Annotated in this window: 15 protein-coding genes and 1 pseudogene; 6 read left to right on the top strand and 10 right to left on the bottom strand. The window is 44.7% G+C overall.

Annotation, left to right across the window (positions count from 1 at the left end; all coding sequences use genetic code 11):
• Positions 1–58: 58 nt before the first annotated feature.
• The 8 genes from QUA13_RS27520 to QUA13_RS27555 all read right to left on the bottom strand — a co-directional run bounded on the left by QUA13_RS27520 (position 59) and on the right by QUA13_RS27555 (position 9,054).
• Positions 59–376, bottom strand: a complete 318-nt coding sequence (locus tag QUA13_RS27520) for a hypothetical protein (protein ID WP_333203647.1) — start codon at positions 374–376, stop codon at positions 59–61.
• A 169-nt stretch (positions 377–545) separates the two neighbouring features.
• Positions 546–2,024 (bottom strand): bifunctional UDP-sugar hydrolase/5'-nucleotidase, encoded by a 1,479-nt coding sequence (locus tag QUA13_RS27525; protein ID WP_333203649.1) that lies wholly within the window; start codon positions 2,022–2,024, stop codon positions 546–548.
• An 88-nt stretch (positions 2,025–2,112) separates the two neighbouring features.
• Positions 2,113–3,108 (bottom strand): nucleoside hydrolase, encoded by a 996-nt coding sequence (locus tag QUA13_RS27530; RefSeq protein ID WP_333203651.1) that lies wholly within the window; start codon positions 3,106–3,108, stop codon positions 2,113–2,115.
• 75 nt (positions 3,109–3,183) lie between these two features.
• A complete protein-coding gene (locus tag QUA13_RS27535; RefSeq protein WP_333203653.1) occupies positions 3,184–4,272 on the bottom strand; it encodes an urea transporter in 1,089 nt (362 codons plus the stop codon).
• 1 nt (position 4,273) lies between these two features.
• Positions 4,274–5,353 (bottom strand): hypothetical protein, encoded by a 1,080-nt coding sequence (locus QUA13_RS27540; protein WP_333203655.1) that lies wholly within the window; start codon positions 5,351–5,353, stop codon positions 4,274–4,276.
• Between the two features lie 444 nt (positions 5,354–5,797).
• Positions 5,798–7,717 carry a globin domain-containing protein gene (locus QUA13_RS27545; protein ID WP_333203657.1) on the bottom strand — a complete coding sequence of 640 codons (1,920 nt, stop codon included), beginning with the start codon at positions 7,715–7,717 and terminating at the stop codon, positions 5,798–5,800.
• Between the two features lie 133 nt (positions 7,718–7,850).
• Positions 7,851–8,168 carry a hypothetical protein gene (locus QUA13_RS27550; protein ID WP_333203659.1) on the bottom strand — a complete coding sequence of 106 codons (318 nt, stop codon included), beginning with the start codon at positions 8,166–8,168 and terminating at the stop codon, positions 7,851–7,853.
• Positions 8,169–8,919: 751 nt separating this feature from the next.
• On the bottom strand, positions 8,920–9,054 hold the full coding sequence (locus QUA13_RS27555) for a hypothetical protein (protein WP_333203661.1): 135 nt from the start codon (positions 9,052–9,054) through the stop codon (positions 8,920–8,922).
• A gap of 411 nt (positions 9,055–9,465) precedes the next feature.
• Here QUA13_RS27555 and QUA13_RS27560 point away from each other — a divergent pair, with 411 nt between their 5' ends.
• The 4 genes from QUA13_RS27560 to gmk all read left to right on the top strand — a co-directional run bounded on the left by QUA13_RS27560 (position 9,466) and on the right by gmk (position 14,354).
• Positions 9,466–10,338: a hypothetical protein gene (locus QUA13_RS27560; protein WP_333203663.1), complete on the top strand. Its 873-nt coding sequence runs from the start codon at positions 9,466–9,468 to the stop codon at positions 10,336–10,338.
• Between the two features lie 158 nt (positions 10,339–10,496).
• A complete protein-coding gene (locus tag QUA13_RS27565; protein ID WP_333203665.1) occupies positions 10,497–12,599 on the top strand; it encodes a M3 family metallopeptidase in 2,103 nt (700 codons plus the stop codon).
• Positions 12,600–13,445: 846 nt separating this feature from the next.
• Positions 13,446–13,712, top strand: coding sequence for an extracellular matrix/biofilm regulator RemA (gene remA / locus QUA13_RS27570; protein WP_293332561.1), 267 nt, complete (start codon positions 13,446–13,448; stop codon positions 13,710–13,712).
• Between the two features lie 78 nt (positions 13,713–13,790).
• On the top strand, positions 13,791–14,354 hold the full coding sequence (gene gmk, locus QUA13_RS27575; protein WP_333203668.1) for a guanylate kinase: 564 nt from the start codon (positions 13,791–13,793) through the stop codon (positions 14,352–14,354).
• Between the two features lie 176 nt (positions 14,355–14,530).
• Here gmk and QUA13_RS27580 read toward each other — a convergent pair whose 3' ends face one another.
• The gene (locus tag QUA13_RS27580) at positions 14,531–15,268 is read right to left on the bottom strand and encodes a hypothetical protein (protein WP_333203669.1); all 738 of its coding nucleotides are present in this window, start codon (positions 15,266–15,268) and stop codon (positions 14,531–14,533) included.
• A gap of 242 nt (positions 15,269–15,510) precedes the next feature.
• Between QUA13_RS27580 and xseA the strand changes: the two genes are divergently transcribed.
• Together xseA and xseB are read left to right on the top strand one after the other, a co-directional pair.
• Positions 15,511–16,680, top strand: a complete 1,170-nt coding sequence (gene xseA / locus QUA13_RS27585; RefSeq protein ID WP_333203671.1) for an exodeoxyribonuclease VII large subunit — start codon at positions 15,511–15,513, stop codon at positions 16,678–16,680.
• Positions 16,677–16,904: an exodeoxyribonuclease VII small subunit gene (gene xseB / locus QUA13_RS27590; RefSeq protein WP_172193258.1), complete on the top strand. Its 228-nt coding sequence runs from the start codon at positions 16,677–16,679 to the stop codon at positions 16,902–16,904. The genes xseA and xseB overlap by 4 nt, the downstream gene beginning before the upstream one ends.
• A 181-nt stretch (positions 16,905–17,085) precedes the next feature.
• On the opposite strand, the pseudogene QUA13_RS27595 reads toward xseB, so the two are convergent.
• Positions 17,086–17,503, bottom strand: a pseudogene (locus tag QUA13_RS27595) (transposase); the annotation flags it as partial.
• Positions 17,504–17,584 lie beyond the last annotated feature (81 nt).

Raw genomic sequence — 17,584 nt, forward strand, 5'->3', positions numbered from 1 at the left:
TGAAGTTTGTTCGCCATATTGGATTTCCTCTACTTTTACCCTAGATTTTAGTGTACCTTCATAGTGAATTGGTATTACCAGGCTCGCCCTGCCGGATGACTTTCTCTCCCGCACCAAATTTCTGCAAAATAGTGCCCTTAGTTAAGTCATCCAAATTTTTTGGTTCTCTAGCTAAAGGCATAAATCCGGGAATTGAGTGCAAGCTTTGGGCTAACTTACTTGAAGCGCTATCTGCCTTGTCCCCAGGTTCCACAGCATATTCATATCGGTAGCGATATAGCGTCAGGTTGTTTCGCTGCGCTGCGTACCAGACTCGCGTCATAAATCGATCGAGTATCTGCTCCATATCCTCAAAGTTTTCGATAAAAAACTCCACCTCATAGATAATTGCAGTCTCATCATAGGATGTGGTTTTGATCTCTGGTTCGGGTTCGGCTAATATTCCTTGTGCTGATTTGTATTAAAGATTCCTAATCTAGTTTCTTATTGGGCAGGCAAGATGCCTGCCCAATAATGACAATCAGTGAGAACCAGCTCTGAACTATCTATTTGTATGTCAATCGGTCCTCGATATGGCTGTTCAGATTTTGATGATGGCTAAAGTATTCTTCAAGCACATCGTGGAAGGATGTTGAAACTACCTTTGCGTTGTCTAATTGTGTCAATTCTTCAGTTGTTATGCCTAGACTATGTAGTGAATTTTTGTAATGAAATTCCTCTAAACAGATAGTGTAGTGAGCATCGGCTTGTACGGGCTGTCCATTAATGCTCAAAGATTCAAGCTGATTTTGGGAATCACTGTAAACTGCCTGAATACCTTTGCTGACCTGAAAACAACAACTATCCTCAGACATTCTGTTTTCCTGTCTCATAATATAGGCGAATATCTGGGTGAGCTGTACGCCTGTAACTTTAAGTTTATAAAGTACACCGTCGTAAGGAATAACTATTTTAAAATCGCTCAATGTAACTAGAGGACCTAATTTTGTGCCGCGGATTGAAGCACTTCCTATCAGAACCACGTCAAACTTATCGAGTTGGGCAACAATATCAGCAATTAAGTTACCCAATTCCGTTTCTTCTTCACGCTTAGGATGGGTCAGTTGACGTGCTAATCGTCCAATTAGTCGATTATATTTGCGATCGACCTGTTCTTGGAAAGTCGCAATCAGCTTTGCGATTTCTGGATCTGCTTCAGCGAGATTATTATCTACAGGCAGGAGTTGCCACTTCCATTCAACAATGCTGTTAGTATCGTCATCTACTACAATATCGAAACGTCCTATTTGGTCTGTGCCAATTCCAGCTTGTGCGATCAGAATATTGTTAACTTCGGCAGGTTGTTCTAAAAATGTATGGGAGTGTCCGCCAATGATCATATCCACACCCCATTCTGGGTTGAGCAACGCCGCTAGTTTTTTATCCTCTTCAAAACCGATGTGTGTCATGAGGACTGTTAGGTCAATGTCCTCGTTTTTGTAGGCGTTGCAAATTTTCCCAACTTCTAAAGCAGCATCTTCAAGACTTACAAATGTGCCAATACTGGTATCCATTTTCAATGATTTGAGAACTTCTTCCGTGACAATCCCGATAAACATAATATCGAATCCATCTACATTGAGGATGATATATGGATTCATCAAGCGTTTGTTGTATTTCTTGATATACAAATTGGCATTCACGATCGGAAAATTTGCCATTTTTTCCAAGAAGAGTAAGTGAGGCAACCCATAATCCAATTCGTGATTCCCCAGAGTTACTACATCGGGAGCCAGGTAATTCATAATCTCTATGGTTGAAAGACCTCTATATTCCTTATCAATGAGAGAGCCCTGAACCATGTCACCTGAAATCACAAACAGTACGTTTTTCTCTTCTTGGCGTACCTTATTGATATAGCCCGAAAGCAGCGATACTCCACCAATCAGATGACCCTCTTCACCCCCAGCCTCTGCCAGAAAGTCTCCATGCATATCATTGGAATGCAAAATCGTGAACTTTTTAAAGCGCTCTGTGGTCGTCATGATTTTTTACCTTTGTGAAACTAACACGTTTAATTTTGCCTGTTCGGTTCAGATACCCGACTTCTTAGAAAAGTTGGGTATCTCGCCTTCACGAAACAACAGCGCCTGCGAATAGCTGTTTCAAATCTCCAACGAAACTTGTGAAAAATTGGCTCTCATCAACCTGCAACGCTACCCAGGCATTTGCTCCTGTTTTCGGTACAGGACGACTATCGATCGACGTTTGTCCCAGTGTCAACTCTCCTTTTGTTTCAACTCGGACTTTTGCCCTTTTCAACATCAAAGTTTCTGGATAAAACAGGTATCCCAAGGTTGCTGCATCATGGACAAGAAAACCTGGAATTCCTGCTGTTTGTCGATAACCCAAGGCTGTGCCAATCATGAACTCACAAAGAGCTATCAAGAATTGGGAAAGTTTACTTTCTGGATTCGCCTGAGTGACTGCCTCAGTCATATCTCGCGTGAAAATTAAGTGGCGCGTTACATCTAGCGGCATCACGACAATATCATCTCGGCTGTCAAATACTGTCTGAGCAGCTTCAACATTAAACCAAATATTGAATTCGGCATGGGGAGTCACATTACCGGAACAGAAAAAAGCACCTCCCATGATGACAATTTCCTTCGCTTTTTTCAGGATGCCGGGACTTTTCATTTCCGCCGCAGCGAGGTTTGTCAGGGGGCCGATCGCTACAATGGTAATCTCCCCTGGAGCTGCGTTTAGCTCGTCGATGATGATTTCGTCGGAGTAACGAGCATCCTCAAAATTATGCGTGGCTGGGGGTAAAGTATGAGACAGATTGCCCATCCCATCCGATCCATGAATATGTCTGGCATCTCCCACAACTTGTTTGATGGGGACACCGCGACCCACTTTAATGTCTGGGAACCCTGCTAAATTTAAAATCTGCAACGCACTAGAAAAGGTGCGTTTAGCAGCGACATTGCCATCGGCAGAAGTAACCGCAACAAGTTCAGCGAGTCCTTGTTTGACTAAGCCCAGAAGCCAAAGGAAAGCATAAATATCGTCTCCGCCCGGATCGGTATCGAGAATGATTCTGGGATGAGTGAGTTGAGTTGTCATAGGATAAGGTCCCTCAAGTAAGGGATGATTGTAGAAAAGTCCGATCGGGATTAGTATCAAGGCAGCGATCGCGCTTCAAGTCAGCAGCAGCACCTCAATAAACCGATTCCAAGTCAACGCCTGTGCTCCTGTTTGCTCTTGCAAAAATGTGATTTCATCCTTAGACAGAGGTGGCTCTTTCAAACTGGCTAGTGCCGTATTCATCTCCTGCATACTGATGGTATCATCTGCATCAACATCAATCGGTAGGAAATAGGTGACAAATTCTGTATATCTCGACATCAACCGTTGATGGCGCAACATTAATTCGCCAAATTCCTCAAAGTCGATCGCACCACTGCCATCTCTATCCATGCAGTTGAACAGATAGGTAAGTTCAACCTCAGAGAGGACTTTTCCTGCCTGATGCAAGTGAGTTGCAAGCTCCTGGGTTGAGAGGAACCCACTGCGATCGCGATCGATTGCATCGAAGATGTAGCGTAAATCGCCTTTAATCACAGGAGTTGCCTGCTCAAACAAGATGTTGCGTTGCTGGCCCTGAAGTGCGGCTCTGAGTTGTTGCCGGAAGCTAGCAATAGTTTCCTTGGCTGCGAGGAACCGCTGTCGATGTTCCTCTGGACTCGCCACTGTATGCAGCACGACGGGTACGAGTGAAGGCAGCGACCGCTGCAAGATCAGAAAACAGCCAATCGTCACAAGGGAAAAAGGCACGGACAGAACCGGTAGCTTCAGCAGCGAGAACAGGGGTGGTAAGAGAATGCTGGCGATCGATGCCAAGAAAGCACAGATCAGACCAATCGAAATGCTGAGACGGTTTGGCGTGTAAAACACTCCCCCAATTGCCGTCGCGGTGAGAGCTGCATTGTAGCCCCACAAACCCGTATACAGTTCATCCGGCTTGGCTCCCAGCAGCAAACCTGCTAGCAGGTACATGGCGCAACCGAGCAATCCTACCAGTGCACCAATCGGGGTACAAATGGCAATGCCTAGGACGACTAGCAAAACCGAAACAACCTTGTCTACGAAAAAGACCTGCCCGATACCGATCGGCAGCGATTGTACCAAGCGAAATCCGTTAATTGCACCCGCCTTCCTCGTTCTGCTAGGCTCGATGCTCCACTTGGGAAAACCCCAGATGCTCTCATACGAGATGCTGCCTCTCAAATTAACCTTTGGCTTGCTCAGATAACGACAGCAACATAAGCAACGCAACTCCTCCAACAAAAACTATTATTTGAATTGCTAAAAGCGTGCGATCTAGTCGAACAACCCGCGCATAGCTTTCTGGTTTCTCATCCTTAATCCAGTCAGCGGTTACGATCGCTTCCAAAATCGAAATAGTAATCAGTAGGTACGCCAGGGCATAGATCTTATCGAGCAAAACCAGATAGCCAATATTCGGCAGTGTTGAAGAGTAGGACTGCTGTAAGAATACAGTAGTTAGCAGTGCAGTCACGGATAGGGCAATGCGGGAATCAACGTATTGTGGTTTGAGCAGCAATGTTCCCCAACTGGCAGCGACAACAATCACCAGAGGTAACAGCAGTTTCCAAACGAAGAAACTAACGGGTCGAGAGACAGTCAGGGAATATTGTAGAATCGAATACTGAGTTATATCTCCCAATCTTGGATCGCCAAAATTAGTCGTGTACTCATGAACTAGACTCGACACATCAGCCGCTTGAATTTCCCAGCCCGGAATTGATATCTTACTTGAGTAACCCGACTGCTTGTTGTCTGCTACGTAAACCATTTGGTCAACAGTAGAAACTGAATCTTCTAGCGAAATCGTTAGATTCTGCTGATCTAGCGGATACTTTGCCAAAGCAAACGGTTGGACAAAGCGACCTTCAACTCTCACAGCTTGAAAGAAGCGACCGTCTGGTAGTTTTTCGGGCTGTTTATATGAGGGGACTGAAGTCGTGTCTGAGTCGCTAACTCCGTTGAAATACTCCAGGTTGGCAGTTGGATCTAGGTTACCCTTCCACTTAAACCAAACATAGAAGTCCAGGGAGCAAGTATTGCTTGAGATATCAAGATCGTAGAGGTTCATTACAAAGATTCCTGTCTCAACCTGTTGTGCTTGAGCAGGAATATCAGACAGTGGCTTGAATGTATCAGACGTTGTTTGAGACTGAGCCGAAACTCTGACCCCACTACCCAACTGAGCCAAGAGAGCTAGCAAGGCAACGAAAAGTACAGAGAACAGCAGCTTGCGAGTAGTACAGCTTCTAGCGATGTGCATTTAACTAGGGAATCGCGTTTTGACGTTCACGAGGGCGGTCGCTGTCAGGTCTTCTCTGACAGTCTGGCTATGGTTGTTAAGTGTTTCAAAATAATCTTGGATTTGATAAGTCTTGGCAGCCCGAAGGTTGGTTAATTGGTTGAAGACTTTTTTGGTCAGAATAGATTTACTCACTAGACCATAGAAATGTAGTTGCAAGCATAGCACAAAAGCTGACTACCAGGAACATGACTATGAGTTTTGTCTTGATACTTAATTGCTTCAGTAATTGCATAGAATGTTTTTTGATATTTTTTGCATTGTTTTTTTGTCTATATAATTAAATAATAATCTCTCACCATTGGGAGGGGCGCATTTCAGTAAGCCAAAGCTTTTCTACTAAAGATATCGTCACCTTTTTAGTAGAAAAGCAGACCTCAATGTCATCAAAAAACTGGCATCAATTTATTGATTTTTGACCAGATCTTCCCGAGACTTATACTTCGAGCCATCAGGCATAATAGCGCCTTCAAGCAAAGCACCACTCAGGTCAGAAATGCTAACTTTAGCACCTTTGAGATTGGCACCACTTAGGTAGGCACTGTTCAAATTAGCACCACTCAAACTAGCATTTTTCAAATTGACGCCGCTCATATTTGCGTTGCTCAAGTCCGCACAAATTAAATTAGCGTCACTGAGGTTGGCATTACTGAGATTAACCTGACTCAAGCGAGCAAAACCTAGCTTGGTATGGCTGAGATTAGCACCCGCAAGTTTAGCTTGACTGAGGTTAGCATTATCGAGGTTGGCATGGCTCAAATTTGCATTACTGAGATCGGTATTACTCAAATTGGCTGCACTCAGATTGGCATGAGAGAGATTAATAGCTATTAACTCTGCATCAGGAGAATCCAAACCTCTGAGAGAAACACCATCTTCATTCAAATCTTGAAGTGCCAGAATTCTTGCATAGCTGACTTTTACGCCGTTTGCGGCATCGATCGTACTCCAAGCTTGGTAGTGAAATTGCTTCCGGCGATCGGGAGCTTCCTTAATGAATAAAACTAAAGCAACGACAAGACTGAGAGCATCAGCGCTCTCCAAAATCTCTGCCAGCAGAGAATTCTCCTCCGCCACCACATAAATTATGATGAACAGAACCGCTGAAACGCTAGCCACTAACCAGGCGGGTTGTGTCCAAAAATTATCAATGAATTTTCCTAAAATTCCTTTGAGAACTTCACCCGATCGCTTAACGAATGATTGACCCTGAAATTGCTGATAACTATCAGTTATTTTCGAGAGTATTTTTTGGATAATTTCACTATCCAACTGAATTGGTACTAAAGGCTTTTTCTGTTCCTCGGTTGGTGGTTCGATTGGCTTAGATTCGTTGAGTAATTGTGTCTTTGATTCTTTTGGCTGATTGTGGGTGACATCTTTTTCATGTGGGACAACCTTTGGTGTAGAAACTACAACTGCGCCTTTTAACATCAAACCTGTAATTGCTCTGTAGGCATCTGTCCACGCCAGCTTTACTTCGGGAGTCCAATCTTGCTGGAGAGACTGCTCAAAAGCCATCAGCAGTGCGTCTCCAACTGGACCGTAATATTTGGGAATTACCCCATAGCCGATGTGTCTGCCTCCGAGTGCGTTGAGAACTGGCCCTAAAGCCTCGGGAGAGCGGAGATTTTCTACTACTAATACCAAAGCATTTATGAGCTTTTTCTGTTGTTTTTCAATAGCGACATTGGCAAAAAGCGGTTGAAATTCTGGGTGAGCGATGAAGAGGTTTTCGTAGAAGCTAGCGGCAAATTCATCAGCACGAGGTTTAATTTTCTCGAAACTGCTTTCCAGTATATCTACGGCTAATTCTGGCTCATTTTCGGGAACTGATTCTAGTGGGTGATTAGCTGCTACAGTCACCTGTTCCTCGGGAATTATCTGTGCTTTTAATTGGACTTCTTCACGTGTAGTTTCTACACCTGCGCCTTTTAACATCAAAGCAGTAATTGCTCTGTAGGCATCTGTCCACGCCAGCTTTACTTCGGTTGTCCAATCTTGCTGGAGAGACTGCTCAAAAGCACTTAGTAGTGCTTCTCCAACTGGACCGTAATATTTGGGAATTACTCCATAACCGATGTGTCTGCCTCCGAGTGCGTTGAGAACTGGCCCTAAAGCCTCTGGAGAACGGAGATTTTCTACTACTAAAACCAGAGCACTTATGAGCTTTTTCTGTTGCTTTGCCATATCAGTTGTAGCAAACAGCGGTTTCAACTCTGGGTGAGTTGTAAACAATTTTTCGTAGAAGCTAGCGGCAAATTCATCAGCACGAGGTTTGATTTTCTCGAAACTTTGCTCTAAAAGTTCAACATTTAAAGACATATTTTTCTTTCTCTCTTGCAAGTTGACGATCCCTTGTCTAAAGACAGGGTTTTTTAACTATCCGGCTGTGATGAATGCTTTTGATAGAGTGTTTGGAACCTGAGAGTTTCTTGGCTGACGCCAGGGCGAGATATTACAAACTCAAATTTTCCAACTCTTGCCACAGGGTAGTCATAAACTCCTCTGCATCGTTGATGCCCATTTCTCCTAAAGCTTTCCACTCTTCACTGGTGTAATCTAAATCTAGTCCCATCACGTCTTGAGTCCAATAGGGCAAATTAGATGGGTTTTCCATTAGGTCACAGGTTATTTTTAAGATGTCTGTTCCGGTCGTTTTTTTTCTAGCCTTTGTTGCCAAGCAAAAGGATAGCAATTTTGCCAAATTACTTTCTGGTGGGATGGCTATTAGAAAGGCCATATTTTGTGCTATTACAAACTTGTCTAACTTCATTGGATATTTTCCTCTTCCTAGTTTTAAGGTACTCTCGTAAATAATTTTTTTCGCTCAATGAAAGCAACAGGACTTACGCTGCTTTCATTTTATTATACTATGTATAGTATTAAAGCGCTTCCGACGCCTATCACAAGTATAGTCTGTGCGTAAGTCCTAACAATTTATATTACCTCAAAATTAAATTTTTGTCTTATAGACATCGAATTTCCCTTGGCGGTAGAGATGCTAAGTATTTAGCATCTCTATTGAGAAGGCTGCGCGATTTGTCACAATTGAACGCTCAAGAAGTTATCAATAATTAGAGTAAAAGTTTGCGATGTTATGGTATAGTTTGGAAAAATACTACTGAACCTAATGGCTTTGGCATTCCCAATGAAGACGAGCTAGTAAATGTTCCGTAACAGTTTTAAATATCTGCTAATGAATGCGGCAGGGTGCATGGCTTTTTTAGTGAAAATGTTTTTTATATTGTCGGGCTAGACCCAGACCACAATCTTTACAGTTGAAATTATGATAAATTACCCACGGTCAGGACACGGCAGTGCCCTTTCCCTACAACATAATTGGGTGATAGTTACGTCTCTGGCGATCGCCTATTTTGAAGTAGGGCAGCGGCATTGCCTTGTCCGACTTGCTATTACGCGCAATCCGATTCCTAGAAACCGGGTTTTTTACCGATTCTGCGGGCTGCGACGAACTATTATCGTAAAAAAAATGGTTTCTGAACCCGATGCGTCCAGGACTAATTTTAAGAAAATTTGGCATAGAGAGCTGAAAAAAAATTAACGCTTAAAAAGCCTACTGCGAGTACGAGAATGATAAAGATGGCGATACTGAAAATAGACTTTAGCCGATCGGCAATTCCTGATTTTTCTGAGTTCATCGGTCAATTTTTGCAGTAAATTTTATCCGGGCAATTGAGAAACATTAAATTATACCAATGCGCGCACAAAAATGCAACTCCAGACAAGCTCCAAACCCCGATCGCCCTCAGTAGGTCGCATTTTTTGAACTTTTAATCTAAAATCTAAAATCTAAAATCTAAAATAGTCTTAGGCATTGTTCGGTTAGCCTGGGCAGCTATTGTCGATCGCCCGAACCCGATGACCCTAACTCCTGTAAAATAGAGGGCGCGTTGGGGCGAACCTTTTAACAGCCGGAATTGGGCGCGATCGCCCTCAGCTCCCAAATACATAATCGTATGTCAGTCATCCTTAGCTTACTGACAAAGGTAAAAATAGAAGAGTTTCAGGAAATAATCTAAAACATATAACTGAAAAAAGGATAGAAATCAATGCTCCACCCAGTCTCGCAACCTTACCAACAACGAGAAAATACTATGACTCAAAGAGCCGTGCGGAAGCCAAACCCCTATGTTGGAAACCAGTTGAGGCAAAGTTTTCCTCAAAGGCACTGGCTGGAGCTGGCAGAGTACGCCTCTCTGGCGGCCTCTGGTGTGGGTTCCCTGGCGGTGGCTGTGTCGGGCCAAGCTTTTTACGGGGTGGCTCCCCTAACTTTGGCTTTGTCCCTGAATGTTGCTAACAGATATCGGTTCGAGCAGCAAGTGCGGGTGCATCAAAATTCGGAAATGGCTCAAGTGCAAAAGTCTGTAAATAAGGTCGAAAAAACGGCGGTGACAGTAATTGTTAAATTGCGCAAGCAGTTGTCAGCAGATATTGCAGCGCTGCGCCAGCAAATGGCTGCACTGCCTGGGGCAGAAGGCTTTGAGGAGTCGATCGACATCCAGCGGCAGTTGCTGAGTTTAGGAGAGTCGGTAGCTTCTTTGCAAGAAATCGTGGCGTCTGCTGTACTCGATGTCCGCCAGCAGGTGAGCGCACAACTGCAAGATTTATCGGTTGACCAATCGGCGAATCTCCAAGCTGTGGAACAGGCTATAGAGCAACTGCAAAGCGCCACGCAAGGTTTGGCAGAAACTTCTATCACCCGAGACGACTGGGAAATAGTAAATACTCGATTTTTGGAAATCCAGAAAGTCATGGCCAATTTGCAAAGCCAACTGCAAGCTCCCGCGCACCAATCGACTGGTGATTTGTCAATCGTCCAAGCTCAAATCCACCGTTTGGAACACGAGCAGCAAGAAGTTGTCAAACCTCACCTCAAGCGCTTAATCTCGGTTGTCAAGGAGTTGCAGCAGAATAGTCAGTAGTTATTAGTCATTAGTCATTAGTCATTAGGAAGATTTTCTCACTCTCCGACTCTCCGACTCTACCGCGAATAGATCCCAACTTTTTCGACAAATGTGTTACAAAATGAAAAGCTAATCTGCGTAGTTTACCTGTTTTCAACTTGCTACAACAAAATTCTATGACTGCAACTGTCACTCTTGCTGATAACCCGTTACTAATCGGTCAAGGATTGCCTCCATTTGACGCGATCGAACCAGAGCAGGTAGTCCCCGCTGTTACCCAACTGCTGACCGAACTAGAAGCCTCGCTAGCGGCCTTAGAATCGTCTGTCGAGCCGACTTGGAGCGGCTTAGTAGAACCCTTGCAGCGGCTCGGAGAGCGTTTAAATTGGAGCTGGAGCATTGTCGGACATTTGATGGGCGTGAAAAATAGCCCGGAACTGCGATCGGCTCACGAAACAGTGCAGCCGGAAGTAGTAAAATTTTGGAGCAAGCTCAGTCAAAGCAAACCGCTTTATGAAGCTTTTAAAGCGCTGCGGGCTAGCGAAAATTGGGACAGCTTAGAGTCAGCTCAACAGCGAATTGTCGAAGCCGCTCTCCGAGACGCCCAACTCTCCGGCGTGGGTTTAGAAGGCGATCAAAAAGAGCGTTTTAATGCCATTCAATTAGAATTGGCAGAAATTACTACCCAATTTTCCAATCACGTCCTCGACGCTACCAAAGCATTCAGCATCACCCTCACAAACAAAGACGAAATTGACGGTTTGCCACCGAGTTTGTTGAGTTTAGCAGCTCAAGCCGCTCGCAGCGCGGGCGAAGAAAATGCGGATGCCGAAAACGGCCCTTGGCGGATTACTTTAGACTTTCCGAGTTACGGCCCTTTCATGCAGCACAGCACCCGCCGCGACTTGCGCGAAAAGTTGTACAAAGCTTTTATCAGCAGAGCAAGTAGTGGAGAATTGAATAACTGGCCGTTGACCGATCGAATTTTAGCTTTGCGCCAGGAAAAAGCTGCTTTGCTCGGGTTTAGCAGTTATGCCGAATTGAGCTTGGCGAGCAAAATGGCTCCCGACGTTGCAGCAGTGGAAGCTTTGTTAGAAGAATTGCGCTTAGCTAGTTACAGTGCTGCTGTCAAAGATTTAGAAGAATTGAAAGATTTTGCTGCCGAAAAAGGTGCGCCGGAAGCTAGGGATTTAAAGCACTGGGATATCGGTTTTTGGTCGGAACGGCGGCGGGAAGAAAAGTTTGCTTTTAGTGCCGAAGAATTGCGCCCTTACTTTGCTTTGCCGCAGGTATTAGAGGGGTTATTTGGATTAGTCAAGCGGCTGTTCGGCGTGACAGTAACTGCGGCGGACGGTCAAACTCCTGTGTGGCACAAAGATGTGCGCTATTTCCAAATAGATGACGAAGCAGGAAATAGGATCGCCAATTTCTATTTAGACCCCTACAGCCGCCCCGAGGAAAAGCGCGGCGGTGCTTGGATGGATGAGTGCGTGGTGCGCGCTAAATTTGTGGAAGCGTCAAAGACAACTACGCGGTTGCCGGTGGCTTATTTGGTGTGCAACCAAAGTCCTCCTGTTGACGGGAAACCGAGTTTAATGACTTTTTTGGAAGTCGAAACTTTGTTTCACGAATTCGGTCACGGTTTGCAGCATATGCTGACAACGGTAGACTATCCGGGGGCTTCGGGCATCAATAATGTTGAGTGGGATGCGGTGGAATTGCCGAGTCAATTTATGGAAAATTGGTGTTATGACCGCGCGACTTTGTTTGGGATGGCAAAGCATTACGAAACCGGGGAAACTTTGCCGGAACACTATTACCAAAAACTGCTAGCAGCGCGCCACTACATGAGTGGCACCGCCATGCTCAGGCAAGTACATTTTAGCAGCGTTGACATCGAATTGCACCACCGCTACCGATCGGGCGGCAGCGAAACTGTGGCCGATGTCCGCAACCGCATCGCTAAAACTACGACTGTTTTGCCTCCTCTGGAAGAAGACGCATTTTTGTGCGCTTTCGGACACATTTTTGCGGGCGGCTATGCGGCGGGGTATTACAGTTATAAATGGGCGGAAGTCCTTAGCGCTGATGCTTTTGCGGCGTTTGAGGAAGCGGGTTTGGAAGATGAAATTGCGATCGCATCTACAGGCAAGCGCTTCCGAGATACAGTGTTGGGATTGGGCGGCAGTTTGCACCCGATGGAAGTGTTTAAAACTTTCCGGGGACGCGAACCGAGCACTAAAGCTTTGTTGAGGCACAGCGGTTTAGTTGCGGCTTAATTAAGTGTGGAATAACTGCGGATTAATGCGGGTGAATTTATCTGCATTAATCCCTGTTTTTTGTTAAACAAGATTTAGGCATATCTTGTATGTGTAGGGTGCGGTGTGGATGAAGTCTTACCGCTATTCAGCAGATTCCGGGTTTATGAAGCACACAACAGATCGTTCGTTCCCCGTAGGACACGGCATTGCCGTGTCCCTACAATTCATAAACCTGGAACACGCTATAATTCATGCGTAAAACTTTTTGCGTAATTTTTATTGTTATTTTTGCGTAAGTTTTATTATTATAAAATTGATAATTCGACCCACACTTTTTTTATTGGTATTAATAGGACTAAAATTATCGCTACAAACCCATTTTATTGTAGAACATCATGCAATAAACATCTGTAGTTTGGCAGATCATCCCCAATCTTGTGGTGAAAAATCGGGCAGAAAGTGCGATCGCCAGCAGATTTTTGTTTAGGTTGAAGGCTCATCAAACCCGCATTTGCAAATATTTGCTGTCATTGAGCACTGATTATACTTAACTTTCCCTCTCCCTGAAATTAACTTTATATTTCGCAATATTTAATGGTTGTTTTCTCGATACAGCTAATGCTTTTATTAGCAACTAAAAATCGACGGTTTTACCGAATCTTTAAGATAGAGCGGCAACAGCGAGTATTTTTTAAATTTTTGATGAAGAACAGGGTAATCGGCGTCAAGTGGGTCAAAAAATTAGGTATAAACTAAAACACTTAGTTGGGATTAATTTAAGGATTGTCAGAAAAAATCTTTGTATATTATATGATAAAAAGTAAGGATTGATAGTCAATCGTTCACCTACAGATTAAGATTTTCATGGATATTCAATTAATTAATATCGGTTTTGGTAACATTGTGTCTGCTAATCGAGTGATTGCCATTGTCAGTCCCGAGTCAGCGCCAATTAAGCGGATTATTACTGATGCGCGGGAGCGGGGACAACTGGTTGACGCAACTTACGGCCGCCGCACGAGAGCGGTAATTATTACAGATTCGAGTCACGTCATCCTCTCGGCGATTCAGCCGGAAACTGTTGCTAATCGTTTTGCGATCGGCAAAGACGCTCAAGGTCGGGATGATTGAGGTTGGTCAGTTGCAATTTAAGCGTTTACAGTCTAAAGTAAGCGGAAACTTAAATTGTTACACGTTTCTATTCTAAAAATGAAATCCGGTAAATTAATTGTTCTGACGGGGCCTAGCGGTGTGGGGAAAGGCACCTTATTACGATCGCTCCTCAATCGCCATCCCGAATTGTATCTTTCGGTATCGGTGACAACTCGATCGCCCCGTGAGGGAGAAATTGAGGGAAAGCATTACTATTTTGTCAGCCGCAGCCGCTTTGAACAAATGGTTGAGGCTGGAGAATTGGCCGAATCGGCCGAGTTTGCCGGTAATTTTTACGGTACTCCTTATTTGGGTCTCAAACAAGGAATCGGTGAGGGAAAATCGGTAATCCTGGAACTTGAGCTGGAAGGGGCGAGGCAAATTAGGAATAATTTTCCAGAGGCGCTGCGAATTTTTATTTTACCTCCTTCTTGGGATGAGTTGGAACGGCGCTTGCGGAGTCGGGGTCAAGATTCCGAAAGTGCGATCGCCCGTCGGTTGCTGCGGGCTAAAGAGGAAATTGAAGCTGCGGGGGAATTTGATTTTCAGGTTGTTAATGATGATTTAGAAGTTGCTTTGAAAAAACTGGAATCCATATTGTTTGTTAGCGACGGAAAATGAGCGGATGGGGAAAATTTTTGAGTTTCGACTTGGGAGATGGGAAGAAAGAGATAGAATTTGATGATTTTCCTAGCTCCAATTTTCTTCGCTTGGGCGATGTACAGATTCTTTGCTCGCGAGTGGGACGAATCGCACTTGGATATTCGGAGCGATGCAACCAAATAGGATATTACCAATTACCAATTACCAATTACCCATTTTTCAGTCCGGGCTAAAATTTCGCTACTTTGTTTGATAGCAACACAAACTTTTAAATTCAATTCCAGAATATTTAAGGAAGGCGGAAATTTCCTGAGCGGTTCGATTTCGCGAGCAGAACAGCCCAACATTTCCATATAAGCTAGCGTCCACCCAATAGCTGCAATATCGTCTACATTGCCAGTACCCTCGCACAGGTGACAGCTAATTTCGCCCTCCGACCCGCACTCGGGACAAACCCAATTTTCCAGTTGTGAATAGGGCTGATTTGTGCGAGTTGCGGATGCAATTGTTAATGCTTTAATATGATTTTGAACTACTTGTTTAAAACCTCGGCTTTGGTTGCTGCGGCGGTCAGAATTGCCCTGCGATCTCCCGATTTCTTCTGCTGGCTGTTGAAACGAAGGAAGAGATGCTGTTTGGTTCTCCCTGGTTACTCTAGATTCGCCTAGGTTCGCAGTTAGCTGAATACCATAGCCTTTCGACTCCGAAGTCTGAGAGTGGTTGAGTGCGCTGGAGGAATCGGGTTCGCAAGTTGTGAAGGATGTTTCTATTTGATCGGCAAAATCTTGCATTGAGAGATGATGTTCGATCGCCAAAGACCAAGTTCTTTTATGTCGGAGGTCGCCATATTTTCTGGCTTCGGCCTCAGTAATGCCGATCGCCGCAGCCTCTTGGCGCAGCACATTCATCGAAGTTGTTGTATCTGATATCATGAGTTTGTTTGCAGTTAATTTACGATCTGCCGATCGGTATACAAATAAATTACCTTAGATCTAGTACAATAGTCCGGACTATTTTTATATCCTAGTCTGAAACCATTGATTTTCCGTTAGGAACTAGATTGCGCAATCGCCCTGAAACCCCTATTTTACGGTTGGCAATCACACACTGTCCGAAGTATTGATAGTAGCCTAAATCTCAAATCTCAAATCTAAAATCTAAAATCTAAAATAGGATGACTTCAATTCTTCCCGATACAGCGTTGTCTGTTGCCGGACTAACATCTTACCTGCAAGACTTGTTGGAGGGCGATCGCAACCTGCAATCAGTTTGGCTCACAGGCGAGGTGTCCAACGTTTCGCAGCACCCCAGCGGCTGCTTTTTCACTCTGTGCGACACCGACAAAAGCGCTGCCATTCGCTGCGTGGTGTGGAATTCTCAGCGGCAAAAATTGGTGCAAATGCCCGCAAAAGGAGAACAGTTGCTGGTTTTGGGAAGCATCCGGGTTTACAAAAATCGCGGCGAGTACCAGTTGACTGTTGTGCAATCGCTACCGGCTGGGGAAGGATTGCAGGCTTTGCGGTTGCAGCAATTGCGATCGCGCTTGGATGCTGAGGGTTTCTTCGATCCCGCTAGAAAGCGCCCGATTCCCCCACACCCGCAAATTGTCGCCGTGGTGACATCCGATACCGGTGCTGCTTGGGGGGACATTCAGCGCACTCTAGCCCAAAGGTATCCTGGTTTGCGGGTATTGCTGTCGCCGACAGGAGTGCAGGGAGAATTGGCTGCTGCTGCCATTGCTAGGGCGATCGCTCGGGTAGAATTGGACGGTAGGGCTGATGCGATCGTTTTAGCGCGCGGCGGCGGTTCTGCGGAAGATTTGGCTTGTTTTAATGATGAGAGAGTTGTCAGGGCGATCGCGAATTGTGCGATTCCAATTATTACAGGTATCGGGCACGAAAGAGACGAATCTCTCGCCGATTTAGTAGCAGATAAACGAGCCCACACTCCCACTGCGGCGGCGGCTCAAGCTGTACCAATTTTGGCAGATCTTTACTTAGAACACAAGCAGCGAATAGTCAATTTAGCAAACGCTGTGCGGGCAAGATTTCAGACAGAAGAAGAGCATTTGCAACTGTTACAAAATCGATTAAAACGCTTGCCTGCCACATCCCGAACTTTGCGGCAAGTAACTGGTAAACTGGAGGTATTGCAAGAAAAGTTATCGGCACTGAATCCAGCAGCGGTTTTGCAAAGGGGTTATGCGGCGGTAATGCAAAGTGACGGTACGATCCTCCGCACAACTGACGGTTTGGAATTGGGAGAAGAATTGACTGTGAGGTTGAGTGGGGGCGTGCTGAAAGTTAAGATTGTAGAAGTATTGGATGCAGAAGAAAAGTTATGATTGATTCGCAGTTGCGCCAGTCTGACTGGAATTATGAGGAAACGGTCGATCGAATTGAAGCGATTATCGATCGGGTGGAATCGGGAGAGTTGCCTCTAGAAGAGGTTTTCGAGCAGTTTGCGGTGGCTTTGGAGTGTTGGCAGGAGTGCGAAAGTTTTTTGGCGCGGAGGAAGGAACAGATGGATTTGTCGATCGAGCTTTTAGCTGCGGAACCCGATTTTTAAGCGCAGATGAACGGGGATTAGGCCGATAAATGTAGAGAAAATAGTGCGTTTTGCTGAAAATCCGACAGGGAATGAATTTCCTGTCAGAATGTGTGTCTGACGTGTTTCTTGACATAATTAGGGTTTGCTGAAAAAGTTATAAAAAGCAGGGGGTGAGAAATGAAGAAGAGGCCCGTCTTCCTCACATAATAAGCCCTGCTTTACTTCGATTATTTAATTCATAGCTAAAGTTAATCCTTCTCGATAAAATCATAATATTTGGGAAAAATTGACACAAAAAAAGACAGTAAAACTGCCTCAGCAGCTTCACCAGGTTAATCACTAAAAATGTAAGAGTAATGGAAGTTTCAGAAGTATTAGATAGTTTAGCCATGACTCGATTCAGACTAAATCTTCTTTTGCCCTGTCCAAATTTTCCCTCAATTTCGTTGCGAATTCGCTCGTCTTTTTGTGCTTGTTTTTTAGCTTGAAGGCTGACTTGGGCAGGAGGTCTTCCTAACGGAGGACCGCTGAGTCTAATTCCTCTTTCTTTACACGCCCGCTCGATTGACTCGGGTGCGATAAATTTTATCGGCGTGAACCGATTCCGGGTAAACTCCCGTATATAGCCTTTCTCAGAAAGATGAGGTACAATAACAACAGTGTGTAAACCAGTTAAAAATATTTGATGATGTAACCTG

The sequence above is a fragment of the Microcoleus sp. S28C3 genome (genome assembly GCF_036700785.1).
GTDB lineage: Bacteria > Cyanobacteriota > Cyanobacteriia > Cyanobacteriales > Microcoleaceae > Microcoleus > Microcoleus asticus.

Excerpts from the sequence above, each read along its gene's own strand:
- QUA13_RS27525 (WP_333203649.1), bottom strand. The coding sequence starts at position 2,024 with ATGACGACCACAGAGCGCTTTAAAAAGTTCACGATTTTGCATTCCAAT.
- QUA13_RS27530 (WP_333203651.1), bottom strand. The coding sequence starts at position 3,108 with ATGACAACTCAACTCACTCATCCCAGAATCATTCTCGATACCGATCCG.
- QUA13_RS27540 (WP_333203655.1), bottom strand. The coding sequence starts at position 5,353 with ATGCACATCGCTAGAAGCTGTACTACTCGCAAGCTGCTGTTCTCTGTA.
- QUA13_RS27545 (WP_333203657.1), bottom strand. The coding sequence starts at position 7,717 with ATGTCTTTAAATGTTGAACTTTTAGAGCAAAGTTTCGAGAAAATCAAA.
- QUA13_RS27550 (WP_333203659.1), bottom strand. The coding sequence starts at position 8,168 with ATGAAGTTAGACAAGTTTGTAATAGCACAAAATATGGCCTTTCTAATA.
- QUA13_RS27555 (WP_333203661.1), bottom strand. The coding sequence starts at position 9,054 with ATGAACTCAGAAAAATCAGGAATTGCCGATCGGCTAAAGTCTATTTTC.
- QUA13_RS27560 (WP_333203663.1), top strand. The coding sequence starts at position 9,466 with ATGCTCCACCCAGTCTCGCAACCTTACCAACAACGAGAAAATACTATG.
- QUA13_RS27565 (WP_333203665.1), top strand. The coding sequence starts at position 10,497 with ATGACTGCAACTGTCACTCTTGCTGATAACCCGTTACTAATCGGTCAA.
- remA (WP_293332561.1), top strand. The coding sequence starts at position 13,446 with ATGGATATTCAATTAATTAATATCGGTTTTGGTAACATTGTGTCTGCT.
- gmk (WP_333203668.1), top strand. The coding sequence starts at position 13,791 with ATGAAATCCGGTAAATTAATTGTTCTGACGGGGCCTAGCGGTGTGGGG.
- QUA13_RS27580 (WP_333203669.1), bottom strand. The coding sequence starts at position 15,268 with ATGATATCAGATACAACAACTTCGATGAATGTGCTGCGCCAAGAGGCT.
- xseA (WP_333203671.1), top strand. The coding sequence starts at position 15,511 with ATGACTTCAATTCTTCCCGATACAGCGTTGTCTGTTGCCGGACTAACA.
- xseB (WP_172193258.1), top strand. The coding sequence starts at position 16,677 with ATGATTGATTCGCAGTTGCGCCAGTCTGACTGGAATTATGAGGAAACG.